Origin of the sequence: Nonomuraea antri (assembly GCF_013283785.1) — a bacterium.
Classification (GTDB): Bacteria; Actinomycetota; Actinomycetes; order Streptosporangiales; family Streptosporangiaceae; genus Nonomuraea; species Nonomuraea antri.
The window spans coordinates 1-19562 of record NZ_JABCPZ010000005.1; the positions used below are offsets into that span (position 1 = coordinate 1).

18 protein-coding genes and 1 pseudogene are annotated in these 19562 nt (G+C 68.7%); 7 read left to right on the forward strand and 12 right to left on the reverse strand.

Annotated elements, in window-relative coordinates; genetic code table 11:
- From HII36_RS55505 to HII36_RS02510, 5 genes and pseudogenes are all read right to left on the reverse strand, one after another.
- A pseudogene (locus HII36_RS55505) lies at window positions 1–251 on the reverse strand (IS630 family transposase); the annotation flags it as partial.
- 265 nt (window positions 252–516) lie between these two features.
- Window positions 517–981, reverse strand: a complete 465-nt coding sequence (locus HII36_RS02495; RefSeq protein ID WP_328807566.1) for a macro domain-containing protein — start codon at window positions 979–981, stop codon at window positions 517–519.
- Window positions 982–1674: 693 nt separating this feature from the next.
- Window positions 1675–1893, reverse strand: coding sequence for a hypothetical protein (locus tag HII36_RS02500; protein WP_173521378.1), 219 nt, complete (start codon window positions 1891–1893; stop codon window positions 1675–1677).
- Window positions 1894–2407: 514 nt separating this feature from the next.
- Window positions 2408–3130, reverse strand: a complete 723-nt coding sequence (locus HII36_RS02505) for a hypothetical protein (RefSeq protein ID WP_173521379.1) — start codon at window positions 3128–3130, stop codon at window positions 2408–2410.
- 431 nt (window positions 3131–3561) lie between these two features.
- Window positions 3562–4026: a hypothetical protein gene (locus tag HII36_RS02510; protein ID WP_173521380.1), complete on the reverse strand. Its 465-nt coding sequence runs from the start codon at window positions 4024–4026 to the stop codon at window positions 3562–3564.
- 397 nt (window positions 4027–4423) lie between these two features.
- Here HII36_RS02510 and HII36_RS02515 point away from each other — a divergent pair, with 397 nt between their 5' ends.
- Complete coding sequence (locus HII36_RS02515; RefSeq protein WP_236003137.1) at window positions 4424–5611, forward strand: ArgE/DapE family deacylase; 1188 nt, start codon at window positions 4424–4426, stop codon at window positions 5609–5611.
- Window positions 5612–6116: 505 nt separating this feature from the next.
- Here the strand turns inward: HII36_RS02515 and HII36_RS02520 are convergent.
- The 4 genes from HII36_RS02520 to HII36_RS02535 all read right to left on the reverse strand — a co-directional run bounded on the left by HII36_RS02520 (window position 6117) and on the right by HII36_RS02535 (window position 8949).
- Window positions 6117–6947, reverse strand: coding sequence for a hypothetical protein (locus tag HII36_RS02520; protein WP_173521381.1), 831 nt, complete (start codon window positions 6945–6947; stop codon window positions 6117–6119).
- 263 nt (window positions 6948–7210) lie between these two features.
- Window positions 7211–7900, reverse strand: coding sequence for a DNA alkylation repair protein (locus HII36_RS02525; protein ID WP_173521382.1), 690 nt, complete (start codon window positions 7898–7900; stop codon window positions 7211–7213).
- 67 nt (window positions 7901–7967) lie between these two features.
- A complete protein-coding gene (locus HII36_RS02530) occupies window positions 7968–8315 on the reverse strand; it encodes a hypothetical protein (protein WP_173521383.1) in 348 nt (115 codons plus the stop codon).
- Window positions 8316–8361: 46 nt separating this feature from the next.
- Window positions 8362–8949 (reverse strand): hypothetical protein, encoded by a 588-nt coding sequence (locus HII36_RS02535; protein ID WP_173521384.1) that lies wholly within the window; start codon window positions 8947–8949, stop codon window positions 8362–8364.
- A gap of 322 nt (window positions 8950–9271) precedes the next feature.
- On the opposite strand from HII36_RS02535, the gene HII36_RS02540 reads away from it, so the two are divergent.
- A complete protein-coding gene (locus HII36_RS02540) occupies window positions 9272–10741 on the forward strand; it encodes an MDR family MFS transporter (RefSeq protein WP_328807567.1) in 1470 nt (489 codons plus the stop codon).
- A gap of 51 nt (window positions 10742–10792) precedes the next feature.
- Here HII36_RS02540 and HII36_RS02545 read toward each other — a convergent pair whose 3' ends face one another.
- On the reverse strand, window positions 10793–12286 hold the full coding sequence (locus HII36_RS02545; RefSeq protein ID WP_173521386.1) for an ankyrin repeat domain-containing protein: 1494 nt from the start codon (window positions 12284–12286) through the stop codon (window positions 10793–10795).
- Window positions 12287–12732: 446 nt separating this feature from the next.
- Here HII36_RS02545 and HII36_RS02550 point away from each other — a divergent pair, with 446 nt between their 5' ends.
- The 4 genes from HII36_RS02550 to sigJ all read left to right on the forward strand — a co-directional run bounded on the left by HII36_RS02550 (window position 12733) and on the right by sigJ (window position 17264).
- Window positions 12733–14379 (forward strand): hypothetical protein, encoded by a 1647-nt coding sequence (locus HII36_RS02550; protein WP_173521387.1) that lies wholly within the window; start codon window positions 12733–12735, stop codon window positions 14377–14379.
- Window positions 14376–15401 carry a hypothetical protein gene (locus tag HII36_RS02555; RefSeq protein ID WP_173521388.1) on the forward strand — a complete coding sequence of 342 codons (1026 nt, stop codon included), beginning with the start codon at window positions 14376–14378 and terminating at the stop codon, window positions 15399–15401. The genes HII36_RS02550 and HII36_RS02555 overlap by 4 nt, the downstream gene beginning before the upstream one ends.
- Window positions 15402–15451: 50 nt before the next feature.
- Window positions 15452–16315 carry a hypothetical protein gene (locus HII36_RS02560; RefSeq protein WP_173521389.1) on the forward strand — a complete coding sequence of 288 codons (864 nt, stop codon included), beginning with the start codon at window positions 15452–15454 and terminating at the stop codon, window positions 16313–16315.
- A 64-nt stretch (window positions 16316–16379) separates the two neighbouring features.
- On the forward strand, window positions 16380–17264 hold the full coding sequence (sigJ, locus tag HII36_RS02565; RefSeq protein WP_173521390.1) for an RNA polymerase sigma factor SigJ: 885 nt from the start codon (window positions 16380–16382) through the stop codon (window positions 17262–17264).
- A 19-nt stretch (window positions 17265–17283) separates the two neighbouring features.
- Here the strand turns inward: sigJ and HII36_RS02570 are convergent, their stop codons facing one another.
- Window positions 17284–18036 carry a class I SAM-dependent methyltransferase gene (locus tag HII36_RS02570; protein ID WP_173521391.1) on the reverse strand — a complete coding sequence of 251 codons (753 nt, stop codon included), beginning with the start codon at window positions 18034–18036 and terminating at the stop codon, window positions 17284–17286.
- A gap of 76 nt (window positions 18037–18112) precedes the next feature.
- Between HII36_RS02570 and HII36_RS02575 the strand changes: the two genes are divergently transcribed.
- Window positions 18113–18691 (forward strand): CGNR zinc finger domain-containing protein, encoded by a 579-nt coding sequence (locus tag HII36_RS02575; RefSeq protein ID WP_173521392.1) that lies wholly within the window; start codon window positions 18113–18115, stop codon window positions 18689–18691.
- Window positions 18692–18990: 299 nt separating this feature from the next.
- Here the strand turns inward: HII36_RS02575 and HII36_RS02580 are convergent, their stop codons facing one another.
- Window positions 18991–19350 (reverse strand): hypothetical protein, encoded by a 360-nt coding sequence (locus HII36_RS02580; protein ID WP_173521393.1) that lies wholly within the window; start codon window positions 19348–19350, stop codon window positions 18991–18993.
- Window positions 19351–19562: the final 212 nt, after the last annotated feature.

Here is a 19562-nt window from a genome sequence, read left to right on the forward strand (position 1 = left end):
GCGAACTTTTGCAGGTCGGCGGCCTTGTGAACGTTGAAGTTGTCCCGGACGAGAACGATCGGGCCACTGAGCTGCTGGTGTGCTGCGATCAACAGGTCCCGGTAGTCGCGCCAGGAGAAGCTCTTGCACCCATCGCGACGGCCGTCGTCATGGCGGGGCCGGTAGATGAGCCTGGAGCGGTGACCGGGTTTGTCGCAGGTCAGCGCGGCGATGGAGATCCATCTGCGGGAGCGGCCGCGGACCCGCACCATCGAGGTCCGGCCGCGCTGTGACCAGGTCTTCGCGTGCGGCGGCGTCAGAGACGTCGTGAACTGAGACGTCGGCCAGGAGCGGTGTGGTCGCGAGGAAACGGCGACCGATTGTGCAACACAAGACCATTTTCAGGGGCTGGTCCTGTTTGGGAGGCGAGCTAGACTCCCAGCTAGATGATCTTCGGTAAGTTCTGGGGCATGACAGTACCGCGGGTTGGCGCGACAAGAGATGCCAAGGGTCTGGGTCTCGGTCACAGCCAAACGGCTAGGGCAGGTCGTAGACCGTGACTGCGACGCCGCGCTCGGTCAGCTGCTTGAGGATGAGCGGTTCGATCTGCTCCCAGGAGCCCCCTGCGAGACCCGCGCCGATCCGAGGCATGTGGACACTAGCTTGCAGGCTCAGCGATTCGTCGCCCAAAGTGGACAGGCAACGCTCCAGGGAGTCGTAGCGGATGGGCGGGCCGTCTTTGGTGGGCCGGATGCCGTGCTGGCCGATCAGGTTGGCAACCCATAGCTCGGGCTCGACCTGTACCAGCTGGATTGCACCGAGCTGGAAGTCGTGACCAGAGCGGTGCCAGGCCCGGTAGCTTGCTTCCGGCTGTGGCCAGCGCCGGGAGAGGGCAAGGACGAAGCCCTTGCCCCAGCCGCCGACGTCGTTGCACACGTGGCTGATGACCTTTGGTCCCTGGCCGTGGGGATGGGTGGCGTCGCCGGTCACATAAGAGATCACGGTGTGGAAGGTACGCCTGCGCTCTGACATTGGTGCCCAAGCGATCTTCAGTAGAAGACGTTCTGCGGATGTCGAGCAGCGGAGGCTGTGGCTTTCGAACGTTAACCGGGGCGATCGGCTGCATGGTGGTGCGGGCGGTCTCGGCGAGGATCTGGCCGGCGTGGGTGATGCGCAAGGTATCGCCGACATCCTCGACGGTCACGGTCGTTCCAGCGTGGCTCGATACCGACACGGATGTGGTCGGTGATGAGAGCTGGCGGCGGCTGGTCGAGGCTCGGGGTCGGCAGGGAGCAGATGGCCAGGTTGCCTGAACCGGATGAACTCGACGGTCAGATCAACCACGTCGGTTCCGTCAGTCGTCATCACCAGCAGCTGTCGGCCTGATTGGCGGCATCAGCATTGGCTCAGGCTGTGGTTCGGCTCAGGATCGGATGGCGGATCGGGAGGACGTGCAGGGCCGATGGCAGCCGCGGCAAGTGGTACGACTGGACATGTTCGCGCTGGGCTGCGGTGGTGGCGGACTGTGCGGGACACGGCGCGTCGGTGCGAGGGCGGGAATCGGCGTTGCGCTGGGAGTGGCAGGGCCGGACGTTGCTGGCGTCTGCTCCATCGACGAAACCAAGCCGGGTGCGTTTTCCCGGCTTGGGTTGATTTCGCGGCCTCTAGGCGGGCGGTCTCGGTGTGGCCATGGAATTACAGTTGGTGGCGGGCGAAGAGCTCCAGGTGATGGCATTGGGGGCAGCGATGAGCGTCCACTATCCATTTGGGGCGGCCCATCAGCTTGGGGCCGCCCAACAGTCCCCGTTCCAACTCGCCTTCCACCCAGACGTCGAAGGTGGGCTGTTGACGGTCGCTCAGGAAGCCTGGCTCCAGGCCCTGATGGCCGCAATGGGTGCACTTTTCATCAGACATTGGGCGATCATACGGACTGCAATTGGATATTCGAAGAGGTATGCGGCCGCGGTTTCAGTGGTGCGGAGGCCTGGACAGGGTCGAGTGGCTCTGTGTGGGCACGAAACGGTCGTCGGCCTCAAGGCCTACGATGATCGCCTCTTTCCTCTTCTCGCTCTGTCCGCCGAGAAGATGGCCTCGAACGAGGTGGCACGGTAGGTAGCGGGTGCCCATGGCTGAGGGTATGAGAGCTTTCTCGCCGGGGTCATCGAGTAGCTTCCATACGGCTTCTCAGGTCATTGCTCCGTTGCGGACGGTCTTGGCGATGTGGGCACCCCTTCATCGATGGGTGGCCGGCCCCGTCCGGATGAGGCGAGGGCGGTTGCCTGGTTGGGTGCTTCGGGCCGTGTTGGTGGTGCGGTCGTCCTGGTTGCGGGCTCCCGCGATCAGGAGCACGACTGGGTCGCTTTGACTGGTCGAGCGTACGGGAAGACCACGGCGATGGATCGCGTGCGGAGACGCCTGCGCGATCGACTCAGGTGCTCCGGTTACGTGGAACGTTCAGCGCCGTCCGTGCTTCCTGCATGAATTGGTCGATCAAGTCGCGTCGGACCTTCAGTGCGCCTCGGATTTGTATGGTTGTTTTTTGTGCGTTTTCAGGGTGGTTGGTCAAGTCGAATAGCATGAGGCTTACCAGTTCGGCGTCCTTCAGTGTGAGCTTGTTGGTCGCCACCAAGAGTGCGTCGTCTGTCAAGTGGAGCAGCTCGATTTCGCGCTTTGCGCGCCAGAGGCGGTCAAATGTCCGGAGAAGTTCGATGCGTTCGTGTTTGGTGAGTGGCGGAATTGCTTCATTGAGATCCATCATTCCGCTGTTGGTTACTGTCTGCCCAGGTGGCGGGTCACGCAAGTCGCGGATCACACAACGGTACAGTTCATCGTCGGCCTGGACGAGCTTGAGGTATGACCTTCTTCGATCCTGCTGCCAGCGCCTCAGATCGTCGCGCAGCCAGTTGCCCTGCTGGAGCAATGATTGCCGCCAGGCGCCGACAAGCACCCCGACCACAACGCCGACAAGGCCGACAACAGCCGGCAATACCTGCATCAAATGACGATCACCTCCGGGTCCTTCATTAGGAGGAAGTTGGGGCTCGGCCAGGGCGCGCGACTTATGAAAGCCCTGTGAAACGTCGACAATCAGCGGAAGTTGCAGTAGTAACAAGGGTAACGGCGCGACCCCAGAACCGCCCAAGATCGGCATGTAGCGTAGTTTCTTCGAGCATCGCTGGGCCCATTCAACGATTTACGGCCTACGGTCTTCGCTTCATACATGATTTCGCGATACGCATATTGATCGTTACATAACGCTATCGGTCGACGGCCTGCAGGTCGGTGCGTATTCCACGAAAGCGCACGCTACGAAACCCGTGCCCAGCGGGTCGGGACCCTTTGGGTGCATGGATCCGCGAAGTGCTGGCGAACGATGACAGCGAACGGAAGTGTTTGCGCGGATGGCCCATGTTCGGAGTAGATACGTGCAGGTGGAACGAGGGTGATCGCCGGATCGGCGATCACCGCCCTGTCGCGAGCTGTGACACTCCTTGGATTACGCAGGGGCGCATGGCTGGGCCAGGCGGCGTGATCCTGGTGGCAACTGAGTGGGCAAGCGTGGACGCTCGTGAGTGGGCCGAGCTAATCGAAGATGTCCTGCCCCTCGCGGCCTGATGGGTCCATGGTGAGCAGGTCCTCGTGAAGACTTCGTACAGCCCTGCCAGTGAGCTCGCCTGACGGCGTGGTTTCCATGAGGCTCCAGCCAGGGGCGTCCGCGGGTGCGTCGTCGTCGCGGCCGGAGGCGGTGAGGGTGTGAAGGAGGCCGAACGCTGTTTCGTAGGCTGCCACCTGGGCGACCCTCGCGAGGTCGGCAGGGTTCGCGCCGGCGGCGAGTAGTCGAGCGGCCGCGGGGATGTTCTCCAGTGCGCCTGGTGCAGCCCAGGCATTGATCAAGTCTGGCCATATGCGTCGCAGCGCCAGGAAGCGAGCCAACTGGGGTATGTCCTCCGAGATTTCTGACGCAGCCCATCCCTGAGGATCGTCGGCGCCCAGCGCCGCGAAGAGGTTCTGCAAGGTGCGCACTTTGGCGCGATCGTTTTCGTTCATTCCGTCATCTCAGCATGGGGCTTGTGATCTGCGACGGCCTCGCGTGCGTGGGGGCGTTGGTGGGTTTGCCGAGCGCGGCGGAGGATGAGTAGGTGCGTGTGTGTGCTTCTGACGTCGTTGACGTAGCGGGGCAGATTCCAGCGCAAAAATGCATGCGGGTTCTGGTCATCGCATTGCCCTCGCGTAATGGCGTGCGGCCGCGCTGATCGTTCCCGCGAGAGCTCCCGATAATGCTGCCAAGGTGCGTGCCCCTCATAGGTCCTTCTTTCTAGAGGCTCGGGGCGTTCAGGCGTGGAACCTTTGCTGGACCGGTGCGGCTGTTCCTGGGCACGATGGTCGCCTGACGAACCCGTCGTCGACGATCCCCGGTCCTCGTCGTGCCTGCGAGGGCATGGCCATGTTGCGGAAGGCCTTCATGCTGCCTGAACCCCCTGTGACCCCAGCGGCTTCCGACCCGGTTGCTCTTTTGGCGCGGTTGGTTGCCCTCGACTCCGTCAATCCCGACCTGGTGCCCGGCGGGGCGGGTGAGAGTGCCATCGCGGACTTCTGTGGTGAGTGGCTGGCCGGTCGGGGGTTCGAGGTGCATCGGGTGGAGGAGCGGCCGGGGCGTCCTTCGGTGGTCGGGGTCGCGCGTGGCACCGGTGGTGGACGGTCGCTCATGCTCAACGGCCATCTCGACACGGTCGGTCTCGCTGGTTACGACGGTGACCCCCTCGACCCTCGCGTCCACGACGGCAGGATGTTCGGGCGCGGGACGTTCGACATGAAGGGCGGCGTCGCCGCCATGATGGTCGCCGCCGCTCGCGCCACGGCCAGCGGTTCCCTGCGCGGGGACGTGATCGTCGCCTGCGTCGCCGACGAGGAGCACGCCAGCTTCGGTACCGAGGAGGTGCTGAAGTCCTTCACCGCCGACGCGGCGATCGTCACCGAGCCGAGCCATCTCGAACTCACCCTCGCTCACAAGGGTTTCGCCTGGTTCGACGTGGAGATCGAGGGGCGGGCCGCCCACGGCTCACGTCCTGAGCTCGGTATCGACGCGATCGTCAAGGCCGGTCACTTCCTGGTGGCGTTGGAGGACTTGGGTCGTCGCCTCGCCCAGGGGCCCGGTCACCCGCTTCTGGGCAACGGCACTGTGCATGCGTCGGTCATTCGGGGCGGCGAGGAGGCTTCCACCTATCCGGCGTACTGTCGCGTGACCCTTGAACGGCGCACCGTCCCGGGTGAGAGTGCCGACAGCGTCGAACGGGAGCTGATCGGCGTACTCGATCGCCTCACCGACACCGTCGCGGACTTCCGGTACCGGCTGATCCGCGGGCTGTATCGAGAGCCCTTCGAAGCCGATCCGCAGTCCCTGATCGTCCGGACTCTGAGTCGCCATGCCGAGAAGGCGCTGGGGCGCCCGCCCGTGATACGCGGCGAGGCGTTCTGGACCGACTGCGCCCTGCTGGACCGCGCCGGCATCCCCTGCCTGCTCATCGGCGTCGACGGCGCGGGCGCCCACGCGGCCACCGAGTACGTCGACCTCGCCTCGCTGCACCGCCTCACCGGCATCCTCGCCGACACCGTCGCGGACTTCTGCGCCTGAGTCCTCGACGGTGGCTGTTGTGGGCTTGTGCGTCTGAATTCTCGACGGCCACTGTCGTTGGTTTCTGCGCCTGAATCTGCGAGGTTCGCCGTCGGTGTGGTCGGAGTGGCATGGCGAGTCGGTCGTGGTGGTCGGTGTGCTCCCGCCCGGGTCTTGGTGTCAGTCCGTGGGTTCCGTGCCTGGTCGGCCGTTCTCCGGGCTCGTCTCCTCCGCGGCGTCAGCGGCTACCTCGCGCCGTTCCTCCTCGGCTCGCTGTTCGGGGTCGAGGGGTGGGTCGATCGGTTCCGCAGGGATGGGGCGGCGGGTCTCTCGTACTTCGACGCCTGCTCGGGCGGCTCGGGTGTCGGATTCTCCGCTCACCTGCCCGACGGCGGGCGGCATTTCCTCGGGGCGGCGTTGCTCGTCCTGTTCTTCCATGACACCGCTCTCTGCCCGGACACGCGCGGCACGAACGGGGAGCCCCCGTGTCGTGCCGGCGCGTATGCGAGTCGTAGTGGTGCGGGGTTTAGAAGGGGCCGCCGTCCGGGTAGCCGGCCTTGACGACTGCCTTGCGGGTCTTCGCATTGAGTTTCTTCTCGCTGATGACCTTGGCGGCGGCCGGTGCGGTGATCTTCACCTTGGCGCCCCAGCCCGAATATCTGGTGTCGGTGCGGAAGATCATCTGGTCGTAGGCAGAGCTGCCCTCGTCCGGGTACGTCGTGCTGTTGACGACCGTGCGGGTGAGCAGGTTGTTCTTGTCGAAGTACAGGCGGAACTCGACGGTGCCTTCTCCTGCGTTCTTGTCCTGCTGGAAGTCGACGAGCGACGCGGTTCCCTCGTATTCACCGGTCGTCACCATCGTGGAGTTCTTCAGCATGAACTGAAGATCCGCTGGAGTGATGCCATTGGTGAGTATGGAGTTTTCGCGCTCGCTGGTCTTCTCGTGGACCCAGGAACGGCCGGAAGGCAGTGCCTTGGCGATGCCGGGATTGGTCACGTAGGCGTTTCTGCCTTCGGCGACGACGCGGTAAGAAGGCCTCGACCCGTTCACGCGTGACGACATCCGGACCCGGAGGTCGGCCGCAGCCACCTTGCCCTTGCCGAAGGCCAGGGCGCCGGCCGTGCGGGTGCTCACCTTCACCTGCATGGACTGGCCGTCGATGGTGGCGTCGACGGTGATGCTGCTCGTCTCGGTGATTTTCACGCCTTTACCCGCGACCAGTTGGGCCTTCAGGGCCTTCACCGGATCTGCCGAAGCGGCGGCCTGTGCGGAGGCGACGGGTGCCGACTGAGCGGGTACGGCCACCGTGGACATGGCCGCGGCCGCCGCGACGAGGCCTGCTAAGAAGAGCTTCATCAGCGTCCTTACTCGGGGGGATATGGCAGGGAAGAGAGTAAGGGCGTGATGCTGGTGGGATGAGGGTTTTCCGGTAACAATCTCGCGCGGGCAGAGAATCGCCTAATGGCGGCGATGACTTTCGGTGGTGTTCACCATCATTCGCCCGTCCAGGGAGACCATCGTGAACTCCGGTACGAAGCGTTCGGTGAACTGGCCCGCCATACTTCGCTTGTGACTCGAGAAGGCGTATCCGCAAGTGCTGGATGAGCAGGAGGCCGGCTCTACTGGCCGTGGCGGCGGCGGACGATTTCGGCGATCCAGGTGGGGGCGTACGGTGACGTGCAGCCGGGGGAGGTCGGGTAGTCCTTGAGCACCTCGAGGCGCTCGCCGATGCCGATCGCGCGGGCGCGGTGCTCGGCGTGGTCGATGCCGATCTGCGCCAGGCAGTTGTTCATCGCCCATTGCAGACGATCTGGGGCGTCCTTCATCTCCGCCTCGATGACGTCGAGCAGCCCGGTGAGGTCGAGGACGTCGGGCTTCTTGGTCACGCGCTCGGTGGTCAGCGCCCAGCCGGCGCTCGCGACCGCCGGGTCGGGGTCGGCGAACCAGGCCAGACGCAGCTCCTCGGCGTGCGGGCTCTTCTTCACCACGTAGTTCACGAGCCAGTCGTGCACCTTGGGCGCGCGGGCCTCGCGCACCATGGTGTCGAGTTCGTCCCGCGAGAACGCCTTGGGACGGGCGATCAGGAGCGCCAGCAGCCGCGCCGCCGTGTCGTCCGTCGCCCACAGCCGGTACGCCAGCTCCTGCTGCGTCTTCAGCCGCTTCGCGACCGCGCGCAGTTTGCCGAGGTTCACCCCGTGATCGTCGCCGTGGCGCTCGTTCACCTCGCGCATCCTGGGGTCTTCGAGCTCGGCCAGTTCGGCCAGCACCTCGGCGAGCAGCGTCTCGGTGGGTGTCGTCGTCTCGGGCACCTCGGCCTCCGTCCATCGCGTGCGAGCTTCACCATACGACGGACGCCCCGGTGCTGGGCCCGGGCGATTACGGGAACGGGTGGACGATGGAGGTCCCCGTACCGGATTCGCCGGTCTTTCTCCTGGACGGCGTGAAGTCCATCGCCGGACGGGACAGGAAATGGCAGGTGATGGCGGCCAGGATCCAGACGGCGCCGACCCCGATGCCAAGCCAGCCACCGATGATCAGCGCCTCGTAGGACGCGTCGGCGTGCGGCGTGGCGCCGAAGTACTGGTTGTCCCGCATCAGGGCCCAGTGTTCGCTGGACCGGGCTGTTTCCCTGGCGTCCATCGCGTGGCGTTCCAGGAGGATGCCGGGGACGAGAACCGCGCAGCCGATCCACAGCAGGACGAACCGTGCGCGTTTGATGGTCACGTGCCGATGATGCCCGTCGTGCGGGACGGCGTCGAGATCGCGAGCGTCATCGGCGCGGCATCAGCGTCGGCGCGATCAGTTTCATGAGGGCCAGGACGTCCGCGGCGCTGTCGCGACCGGGCACCCCGCGCTTGAGCCGGACGGCGACCTCGAATCGGTCCTTGAAGAGATAGGCCCGGGCTTCGCCGGACGGGTTCTCCTCGCCGGCTTCCGGGGACGGGCCGGTCCAGTAGACGCCGATCGCGCCGGGAAGCAGCTCCGGCATCGGCGTGCCGCCGGTGCGCAGCCGCCGATCCATCACGGCGTCCTTCCATCCCTCGCCGACCTCGGCGACGTAGATCTCCAGCACGTCCTCTTGAGCGGGATTCCGGCCGTCGCGCACCTTGCACAGGTTCGCGAGGAAGGCGGGAGTGGGCCCGAGATCGAAATAGCCGTGCACGTCCATCTCATAGGTGGACAGGCCGGTCATCAGCTCGACGGCCCGAGCAGGGACGCCCCCGTCCTCCCTGTCGCAGATGTACGCGCCGGGGGACGGGGCCGGAGGGTCGGCGGGTAAGGGGGTGAGGTCGACCGGGTCCGACCCGCAGCCGGACAGCGCGGTGCAGAGCACGAGCCCCAGTGTGAGCAGGGTCACGGCTCTCGCGGGTGGATCGTGGGCGGGGCGAGCGTGGGCCTGCGTGGCGGGTCGCGCGCATCGCCGGTTCCCGTGGCGGCCCAGGTCGGGCGCGGGTTTCCGGCTTGCCGTCCAGTGCGGGGATGCGGGGCCGCTGATCACCTTACGCCGCGGGAAAAACCGGGTGACATTTCGTGTCACTTCGCGGAATCCTGAAGACTGGCGATGAGTTTTGTCGGTGGCACCGGTCAGTCTGTGTATGACCGCAACGTCCGCTAAGGCCCGCAGCTGGGACTCCAGCCATGCCCACGCCATAACCGATGACAACCCCGATCGAGGTACCGTGTCCAGCCTTCAGCTCGATTCACCTGCCACGCCCGCGACCGCCGTCCCGGGTCGCACCCCGGCCGTGATCCGGCTGCTGGTGCTGGCCACGTTCGTGGTCATCCTCAATGAGACGATCATGCTCATCGCGATCCCTGAGCTGATGAGCGCCTTGCAGATCACCGAGGCCACCGCCCAGTGGTTGTCGACCGCTTTCATGCTGACCATGGCCGCGGTCATCCCGATCACCGGTTGGTTCCTGCAGCGGGTGACCACGAGGCAGGCGTACGCCACCGCGATGGGCTTGTTCCTGCTCGGCACGGCGTTGGGCGGTCTCGCGCCGACGTTCGAGGTGTTGCTCGGCGCCCGCATCATCCAGGCGTCCGGTACGGCCGTGATGATGCCGCTGCTGATGACCACCTTGATGCGGGTCGTCCCCGAGTCCGACCGGGGCCGCGTGATGGGCAACGTCACGCTGGCGATCTCGGTCGCGCCCGCCATGGGGCCGACGGTCTCCGGCGCGATCCTGCAGGTCGGCACCTGGCGGATGCTCTTCGCGGTGGTGCTGCCCATCGCCGCGCTGATCACCTGGGGCGGGCTGAAGCAGCTCAAGAACATCGGCGAGCCGAAGGTCAGCACCATCGACTGGCTGAGCGTGGTGACCGCCGCCGCCGGTTTCGGTGGCCTGGTCTACGGGCTCAGCAGGTTCGAGGGCGGCGAGACCGGCACCGCGTTCGCGATCGTGGGGGGCGGTCTGGTCGCCATCACCGTCTTCGTCGTCAGGCAGCTGCGGCTGCAGAAGCGCGGCACGCCGCTGATGGACCTGCGCACGCTGCGCAACCGTACCTATCTGATCGCGCTGATCATGATGTCGATGGCGTTCATGGCGATGCTCGGCTCGATGATCCTGCTGCCGCTGTACCTGCAGAACATCCGCGGGCTCACCCCGCTGGAGACCGGGCTCCTGGTGATGCCGGGCGGTCTGGCGATGGGTCTGCTCGGTCCGACGGTCGGCCGCCTGTTCGACAAGTTCGGCGGCCGGGTGCTGGTCATCCCGGGCGCGATCGGGATCACGCTCGCGCTCGCCGGCTTCACGCAGGTCACGATGACCATGCCGTTCTGGCAGCTGCTCGGCCTGCACGCGCTGCTGATGGTGAGCCTGGCCGCGACGTTCACGCCGGTCTTCACCCTCGGGCTCGGCGCGGTGCCGCCGCACCTCTACTCCCACGGCAGTTCGATCCTGAGCACGCTGCAGCAGGTCGCCGCGGCCATCGGCACCGCGCTGGTGATCACCGTGATGAGCGCGCGGGCCGAGGTGCTGAAGTCCGAGGGCGTCGAGACTGCGGTCGCCACCCTCGACGGCATGCGGCTGGCCTTCATCATCGGCGCGGCGTTGTCCGTGGTCGTGATCATCACCGCGGTGCTGCTCCCGGCCCGCGCGAACAACACCGGCGAGCTCGACGAGCCGGCCAAGGGACACTTCGGCTGAGCACGAGTGCGGGCGCGAGCGTGGGCGGGGCCGGACAGGCAGCGGGGCAGATTACCGGGCTTGGCGGAGGTAGGCGGCGACCTCGGGGTTGCCGCCGTACTCGGCCCAGCCGAGCGGGGTCGCCCCGTGTTCGGCATCCTTGATCGTTGGATCCGCGCCCAGCTCGATCAACGTCCTGGCCGTCTCCACGTCGTCGTTCCAGGCCGCCGCGTGCAGTGGGGTGGCGCGGCTGAGGTGGTTGACGTCGAAGCCGAGACCGGCGAGCAGCCGTACGGCGCCTGGCTTGCGTTGCTCGGCCGCGTGGTTGATCAGTTCGGGGTGCTGGGCGAGCGCCAGTGCCGGCAGGTCCGGGCCCAGCGCGGCCACCGCCGCCGCGTCGGCGCGCATGCAGGCCGCGGCGAACGTCTCCAGCTCCGTCAGATCGGCCGAGGCCCCAGCTGCGGCGAGGAGTTCGGCGACCTCGGTGTGGCCGTTCATGAGGGCGAGCTCGTAGGGGGTGTGGCCGCCGAAAGCGGGATGGCCGCCGCGTCCGTCCACCTCGGCGCCGTGGGCGAGGAGCAGCCTGGTCCGCCGTGGGCCGCCGCGCAGCGCGGCGGTGGACAGTTCCTCGCGCAGCAGTTGCCGCGGTGACGGCAGCGTCGGTCCCAGCCGGACGTGCCACGCCCCGCCGGAACCCCGGCCGAGCCCGAACTCCAGCAGCAGCTGCAGGTGAGCGGTGTCGTCGGTGAAGACGCCGCCGAGGCCCCGGTTGTACAGGGTCTGGCTGTCGTTGGGGTCGGCCCCGGCGGTCAGGAGCAGCCTGGCCAGCGCCAGAGATTCGGGATGCGGTGGCTGGTCGCCTTCCCCGCCGCCGAACGCCCCGGTGAGCGCGGTGAACGGCGAGGTCAGCCCGTCCCAGAGGAAGCCGGCATCGGGGTCGGCGCCGTGGTTGAGCAGGAGCCCGGCCGCCGCCAGGTACCGGCCCGGCGTCCGCGCCTCGGCCGGGTGCCGGTCCGACGTCCCCGGCCGTGCGTCGGCCGGGGGCCGGAGCCGGGCGTAGGCCAGGTACAGCAGTGGCTCCCAGCCGAACGGGCCGCCCTGGGCGCGGGCGAGCGCGGGATCCCCGGCCAAGGTCTCGGCCAGGGCGTCGGCCGAGCCGGTCGCGGCCATGGTGAAGACGTTCGCGGTGGCCAGCGCCGGATGCCTGGACAGCAGCAGGTCGGCTTCGCGGGTGCGGCCCGGGTGTTCGGCGCCGTAGGTGAGGCAGGCCAGGCGCAGGAACTCCGTCGGCAGGTCCGGGCTGGACGCGACCCGGTGCGGCGCGCGGGAGTAACGCTCGACGGTGTCGAGGTGCGCTTTCAGCCGGGGCCAGCCGGTGAAGCCGTATTCGCGGGCGGTGACGAGCTGCGCGTCGGACAGCCTGGGCGTCCGCGGCGGCCGGGGGTGGAACTCGGCGAGGAGGCCGAGCGCCTCGGGATCTCCCGCCAGCGCCTGGCGGAGCAGCGTCTTGGCCTGCTTGCGGAGTCGTTCGAGGCTGGGGTTGTCGGGCAGGCGACGGACGGCCATCGCGGCCTCCTTTCCATCTGGCCTGGCGTCCGCTTGATCAGACCGGAAAAGAGGTCGGCCGGTGGTTCGATGAGGTCGGGTGGGCTTGGCCCTTCCCGCGGACCGGGGGCGCCCCGAACGCGCCACTTTCAGCTTATCCCCGGCACGGCTTATCCCCGGCACGGCGAATTCGCCCGCCATAAAACCTGTACAAAACAGACAAAGCGTCATAATCTCGGTCATGCCCCAGCCGGGGAGTGGCTGGGGCGCCAAACCTCTTCGCTCCCGGGTGCCGAACCTCTCCGCGCCCGCCCGCGCTCCGGCTCATGCTGCCCGATCGGGCACCGCTCTCCCGGCCCTTCCGGCGGCAAGAACACGTCGAAGCCGCGGCAAAGAACGTCCGGGCCCGCGATCCCGCCTGACACTGTCGTGCTGGCCAGGCGACAAATACCGCGGAGAGAGAGCGCATGCATCTAGTCGGAGATGACGAACAGTTCGATCGCCTGATCATCGCCGCCGAGGCGTACTGGGCGCACCGCCCGGCTAGCGCCGCAACCAGCAGATACGTCGTGGCCGAGGCCATGCACGAGGACGTCCGGGTCATCGTACGCAACCTCCTGATGGCCAACGTGATCTGCGAGCTGACGTCGTCCAGGCTGATCGTGCTCACCGGCACGGACGCCGAGTGGACCGAGGCGCTGTGGGAGGAGTTCGACGTCGAACGGGTCAGGCGGCTGGCCGAGGCGTTCGGCGCGGCCGAGGTCATCGACGCCCACGACCTCGTGGACCGCCACCTGGCCGACGGCGGCGACGGTCCGGCGCCGGGGATCGACCCGGAGGCGATGACCGCGATGGAGAACGCCACCCTGGTCAGACTGGCCAGGGTGCCCCGAATCCCGGAGGGGCCGCAGGACGAGCGGCAGCTCGCCCGCCGCCGCCGCACCAGGGCGTTCGCGGCCGTGTACGAGCGCCTGTTCGCCGAACGGGACGTGGAGGCGCTGGTCACCAGCCACGTGGACTACGACCAGTGGGGACTGGCGGTCGACGCGGCCATGCGCGGGAACATCCCCGTCGTGCACGTGCAGAGCACCGGGTCGATGAAGGCGTACGCGCTCTTCCCCGAGCGACGCAGGGGGCTGGGCACGTTCAGGGCCGAGCTGACCTGCCTGATCGGCGAGTTCTTCGACGAGCACGTCTGGCCGCACCGGGACCTCATCAGGCCGAACGCCGAACTGGTGGCCTGGCGGGCCAAGGTCAACCTGGGCCGCCCGAGCTGGTGGCGGGCCGGTCACGTGAGCAACTTCGAGCTGCACACCGAGACGGAACGCCGCCAGCTGCGCCGGCACGCCTGCGACAGGCTCGGCCTGGACCCCGACCGCCCGGTGCTCACCGTCTTCAACCACGCCGTCTCCGACGCTCTCGGCACGAACCGGGAGATCTTCCACGATCTCGCTCAATGGTTCGAGGAGACCGCGGACTTCGCCGCTGCGCACGATTCGGTGAACTGGCTCTTCCTCGACCATCCCAGCCAGGTCCGCTACGACACCACCGAGCACTTCGCGTCGGTCGCCGCCGGGCACGCCGGCCGTGGCCACCTGGTCTTCGCGCCCAGCCTGGTGTTGTCGAAGAACCTGCTGTGGAGCATGACCGACGTGGGCGTGACCGTGCGCGGCAGCGTCTCGAACGAGCTGCCCGCGTTCGGCATCCCCGTCGTCCAGGCCGGCTGGTCGGAGTGGAGCGGCTGCGGCCTGTCGCACGTCGCCAGAACGCGGGACGACTACTGGCGACTGCTCGGCGAGGCCATGGCCGCGCACGCCAAGGGCGAGAGCGTGCTCGGCGCCGAGCAGCGGGAACGGGCCAGGCTGTGGCTCTGGCTCTACCGCGGCGGCGCCGACGTGCCGGGCCCGCTGACGCCGCACTGGGAGATCGGGCAGGGCGACGAGTACCTGCAGACGCTCGCGGTCGGCATGCGGCACGTGGAGCGCGACGGCGACCCGTTCGTGTGCGCGGTGCGCCGGATGTGGGAGCGGCGCGACCCGTTGTTGTGCCGGTTCGACCTGCGGGACCCAGGAGCGCTGTCGAGCGCGCTGACGGGGTCGAGGAGTGCGGCATGAGCAACACGCTGATCCCCGGCACCGCCACCGGCTTCGACCGGCTCGTCGCCCCGGCCGAGCCGCCCGTCACGTTCACCGGCGGCCAGGAGCCCGCGCTGAAGGCCGTCGACCAGTTGCATCGCGGGGTGCACATCGTGGGCCGGTTCGCGAACTCGGGCCTGGCCGGCTTCAAGGTGGCCGCGCGTGGCCGCCGGCTGCGGGTCAAGGTCGTGATGACGGTGGACGCGGCCTCCGTCCGCGGCTGGCAACACGGCGAGGAACTCGACGCGGCGGCGCGGCCGGGCAAGTGCCTGCCGCGGCTCGTCCAGGTCCGCTCCCAGGGACGGCTGCGCCAGTGCCTCATGCTGGCCGGCGGCGGCGAGGTGCGCAGGGGCGTGGCGGTCTTCGACCTGCTGCCGGACGAGACCCCGGACGACGGCCTGATCTGCGTCGAGGCGCTGGACGTCACCGAGGGCCGCGACGTCTCCGGGGCGTTCAGGACCGCCGTGGCCGGCGCGGTCGGCGACGACGGCGTGGCCGGGCTGCGCATCGACAGCGTCGAGTTCGCCGAGTGCGAAGGCGAGCGGGCCGCGGCGCTCGACCCGCTCGATCCGCTCGACCGGACGCTCGACGGCTCGCGGTGCGAGGCGTCCTCGCTGGTCAGCTCCGGCGGGCTGGCCGGGCTCGACCGGCAGGGGCCGCGTCCGCTGCGCTCGCGCATGCTCGTGGTCAACCCGGTGCCGCCGGGGATGTTCGGCTCGGGCGGCGTCCTGACGCTCAGGCTCGGCTGCAGGACGGGTTCCAGCGCGGGCCGGGGCCGGGGGCGGCGGCCGTGGTTCGGCGGCGGCGGGACGTCCGCGGCGGTGACCGTCAGGAAGCTGCTGAGCGTCAAGGACGGCGACCACGAGCCGCCCACGCAGTCGACCAGCGGGGACATCACCGAGCTCACGCTGCCCGCGCCGACGCACGCGCCCGCGCTGGCGATCGTGGAGGCGAAGAAGGGCGTCGTCCCGACCCTGCTGTCCACGGTCTGGGCGCCATAGCGCGCCGGGATCGGTGAAACCGGCCGGGGCCCGCTGCCGTCTGAGACGGTATGAGAGCCATCGGGTTCCTGGCCGGGTTCGTGCTGCTCGCCGCCTGTGGCAGCGTCCCGGCGAACCCCGCGTCCCCGGCGTCCGGCGTGCGTTATCAGGCGGACCTGACCGTGCTCTCGGACGCCGGGCACGGACCGCAGCTCTGCTGGGAGGTCCAGACGTCCGCGCCGCCGCAGTGCGCCGGGCCGGACATCGTCGGGTGGGACTGGAGCGCGGTCGAGCACACCGAGGAGCGCGGGACGCGCTGGGGCCGATACCACGTGGTCGGCACCTGGGACGGGGCGCGGCTCACGCTCACCGAGCCCCCGGGCCCCGTCGACCCCGACGCCGAGCGGGGCGAGGAGACCGATCTGCGCTCCTCGTGTACCGCGCCGCCCGGCGGCTGGCGGCCGGTGGACCCGGCGAAGGCCACGGAGAAGGCCATGCGGGCCGCGATCCGGCGCGCCGAGCGGCTCGACGGGCACGCGGCCACCTGGCTCGACCAGAGCTACCTGGACACCGTCGACGGCTTCGACCTCGACGACCCCGATTCGGTGGAGCGGTACGGCAACGACTCGAAACGTCTCGTGCTGAACCTGCTCTTCACCGGCGACCCCACCAGGCACGAGGCAGCGATCCGCGAGCTCTGGGGCGGCGCGCTGTGCCTGGGCCGGGCCGAGCGCAGCGCCGCGGAGCTGGCCGAGGCCACGAAGCGGGCGGAGAAGGAGATCACGGACCGCGTCTACGTCGTGACGGACGGACGGGCAGGCCGGGTCGAGATCGGGCTCTGGGTGGCCACGCCGGAGCGGCAGCGCGAGGCCAACCGAAGGTACGGCGAGGGCGTGGTGGTGCTCAGGGGCCTGCTCCAGCCGGTGACCGGGTAGCGTCACACTCGCGCGTCCCGGCGGGTCTAGCGTTTGACGACTCGCCGGAAGAAGGGGTGACGCGGTGGACGAGCGTGAGTGGCTGGCCGAGCGCTTCGAGGGGCATCGGCCCAGGCTGCGGGCGGTGGCCTACCGGATGCTCGGCTCGATGAGCGAGGCCGACGACGCGCTGCAGGAAGCCTGGCTGCGGCTCAGCCGCACCGACGCGGCCGCCGTGGAGAACCTCGGCGCCTGGCTGACCACGGTGGTCGGCCGCGTCTGCCTGAACGTGCTGCGCTCGCGGGCCTCCCGCCGTGAGGAGCCCTACGATGTGCGCGTCCCCGACCCGATCGTCAGCCCGGAGCACGGCGTCGACCCCGAGCACGAGGCGCTGCTCGCCGACTCGGTCGGGCTGGCCCTGCTGGTGGTGCTCGACACGCTGACCCCGGCCGAGCGGCTGGCCTTCGTGCTGCACGACATGTTCGCCGTGCCGTTCGACGAGATCGGGCCGATGATCGAGCGTTCTCCGGCCGCGGCCAGGCAGCTGGCCAGCCGGGCCCGGCGCCGGGTGCGCGGCCAGGCGCCGGCGCCCGATCCCGACCTCGCCAGGCAGCGCGACGTGGTGAACGCCTTCCTCGCCGCCGCCCGCGACGGTGACTTCGACGCGCTGGTCGCGGTGCTCGATCCGGACGTGGTGCTGCGTGCCGACGGCGGCGTCGTGCAGGCCGGGCGTTCGGTCGTGCTGCGCGGCGCGCGGGAGGTGGCCGGTCAGGCGGTCATGTGGGGACGGTTGTCGCCGTTCGCGCGTCCCGCGCTGGTCAACGGGGCGGCCGGGGTGCTGGTGGCGCCGAAGGGCCGGCCGCTGTCCGTCATGGGGTTCATCGTCACGAACGGCAGGATCGCCGAGATCGACGTGATCGCCGATCCCGATCGGCTGAGCCGGCTCGACCTCACCGTGCTCGACACCTGACGACCCCGCGCGGTCGCGATCAGCCGCGGACCGCGCAGAGCAGGCGGTTGTTGCCGCGCTGCCAGAGCGGCCCGACCTCGCTGAACCCGGCCGCGCGCAGCGCCGTGACGTGCTGCGACAACATCGGGGACTCGGTGTGGTCGGTCCGCACGGCGGCGCGGGCCGCCGACAGGTTGACGAAGGCCGGGTCGGCGTTGATCGCGTCCCACCACGACCGCCAGTCCTCCGGCGGGTTCTCGGCGAACACCCGCTCGGTCTCCTTGTCGTGCACGGCCCGCTCCAGCCGGGCGAGCACGGGCGTGAGCGCGGGGTCGGCGTCGAGGTGGTCGCCGTTGAGCAGCAGGCCGCCCGGCCGCATGACGCCGGCCAGCTCGGTGTAGGCGCGGGTCAGGTCCTCCTCGCCGATCCAGTGCAGCGCCGTGGTGCTGACCGCCAGGTCGACCGGACGGTCCAGGTCGAGCGCGCGCGTCCAGCCGGGTACGCGCAGGTCGGTCTGGACGAACGTGAGCTGCGGGTAGGCGGCGCGGCCCAGCCCGAGCAGCAGCGGATCGGCGTCGATCGAGATGACCTTGGCCTTGGGCAGCCGGTCGAGCAGCCGCGCGGACAGCGAGCCGGGGCCGCAGCCCAGGTCGAGAACGAGCGGGTCGGCGCGACCGGCGGCTTCCGCGGCGTCGATCAGCGCGGTGAAGCGGGCCTCGCGGTCGGGCAGGTAGCCCTCCTGCTGCCGATCCCAGCGAACGATCCACTCGAGTGCGGCTTCGTGGGTGAGCATCGTCGTCGTCTCCTTGTGACCGTCGTCTAAGCTTTTGGTAGTCACAACCGTAGACCGGAAAGGTGTAACTGGTCAAGTGGATTACAACAGTCACACGGATGGAGTCGTCCGGGCCGCGGTCGGGCTGGTCAACACGCTGACGCCGGGGGAGCGGCGCGGGCGGCCGTACACGCCGCCGGCCGGGGACCTGGGCGGCGCCGCGACGAACGGGCTGCGCGCGGTCTACCCGACCCATCGCGCGGTCGTCGAGTCGGAGGGCGCCGAGCTGGCCGAGGTCGCCACGCGGCTGCGGGTGGTGTTCGCGGCCATCGCGGACGGCGACATCGACGCGGCCGCCGAGCAGGTCAACCTGCTGCTGGAACAGACCGCCGCGCGGCCGATGCTGGAGCGGCACGACGGCGAGCCGTGGCACCTGCACTTCCACGGCCCGGGCGGGACGATGGCCGGAGACTGGGCGGCGAGCTGCGCCACCGGGCTGGCGATCGTGCTGGGCAGCGAGTTCCACGACCGGCTGGGCGTCTGCACGGCGCCGCACTGCGACCGGGTCTACGTGGACGTCTCACGCAACGGCACCCGCCGCTTCTGCGGGACCGCCTGCCAGAACCGGGTCAAGACGGCCGCGTTCCGGGCCAGGAGCAAGACGGACCAGCCGTGAGCCCGGCGCTCGGATTCGACGGACGAGGCCCGATCCCCCTGCTCCAGCTCCCCGGGTGCGGCCGGGGAGCTGGAGCCCGTCATTCGGCGGCCAGCCGGTCCGCCTCTTCGTGCAGCGCCGCGATGAGCACGAGTTCCCAGTGGAGCTCGGTCAGTTCGGGCGCCCCATCCAGCAAGACGTGCATATCGGGCCTCCCTGTAGATAAGACGCCCCATATGTCACAAAGGTTTACGGAGTTCTAAAACGCCCCCAAGCGGATTGGCGAGGGCGCGACCTGTCGCCGGCCTGCCGGTAAAGCGTCAGGCCACACCGGACAAGCCTGACTTGCGATCCCGCTCCATCTGCGCCTGCACGATCGACAACCGTTCCTCGTTGATGCGCCGGCTGATCGCGACATAGGCGATCAACACCTTGTCGTAGGACGCGCGCGCCTCCTCGAACCTGTCGCGCAAGATCGGCACCAGGTCCGCGTCGCCTCGCCCCTCGGCCGCCAGGAGCAGCGTGCGGGCCTCGTCGACGATCTCTTCGGACCGCATCCGCGTCCGCCGCAACAGGGCCGAGCACTCGTGCAGCTCGGCCAGCCGAGCCGACGAGACGATGAACTCGGCCGTGTGCACCGCCGAGCCGTTCGCCGCAGGCCTGCGGAGATTCGATCCCATACCCGCCACCTCTCAGGTCAAGGTTGCCTAACTGTAGACGCGCGCAAACCTTCCGCGGATCACTCGGCCTCTGGGGTGGTAAGGCATCTCTCCCGGTGGAGAGCTTTCTACTTCCCGGTGGAAAAAGAGGCTCCCTGAACCTCATTCGGCAGGGGCAAAATGTGCTACTAAACGCGCCTAGATAGGGCTATCGGCGGTATACGGCGAATCTA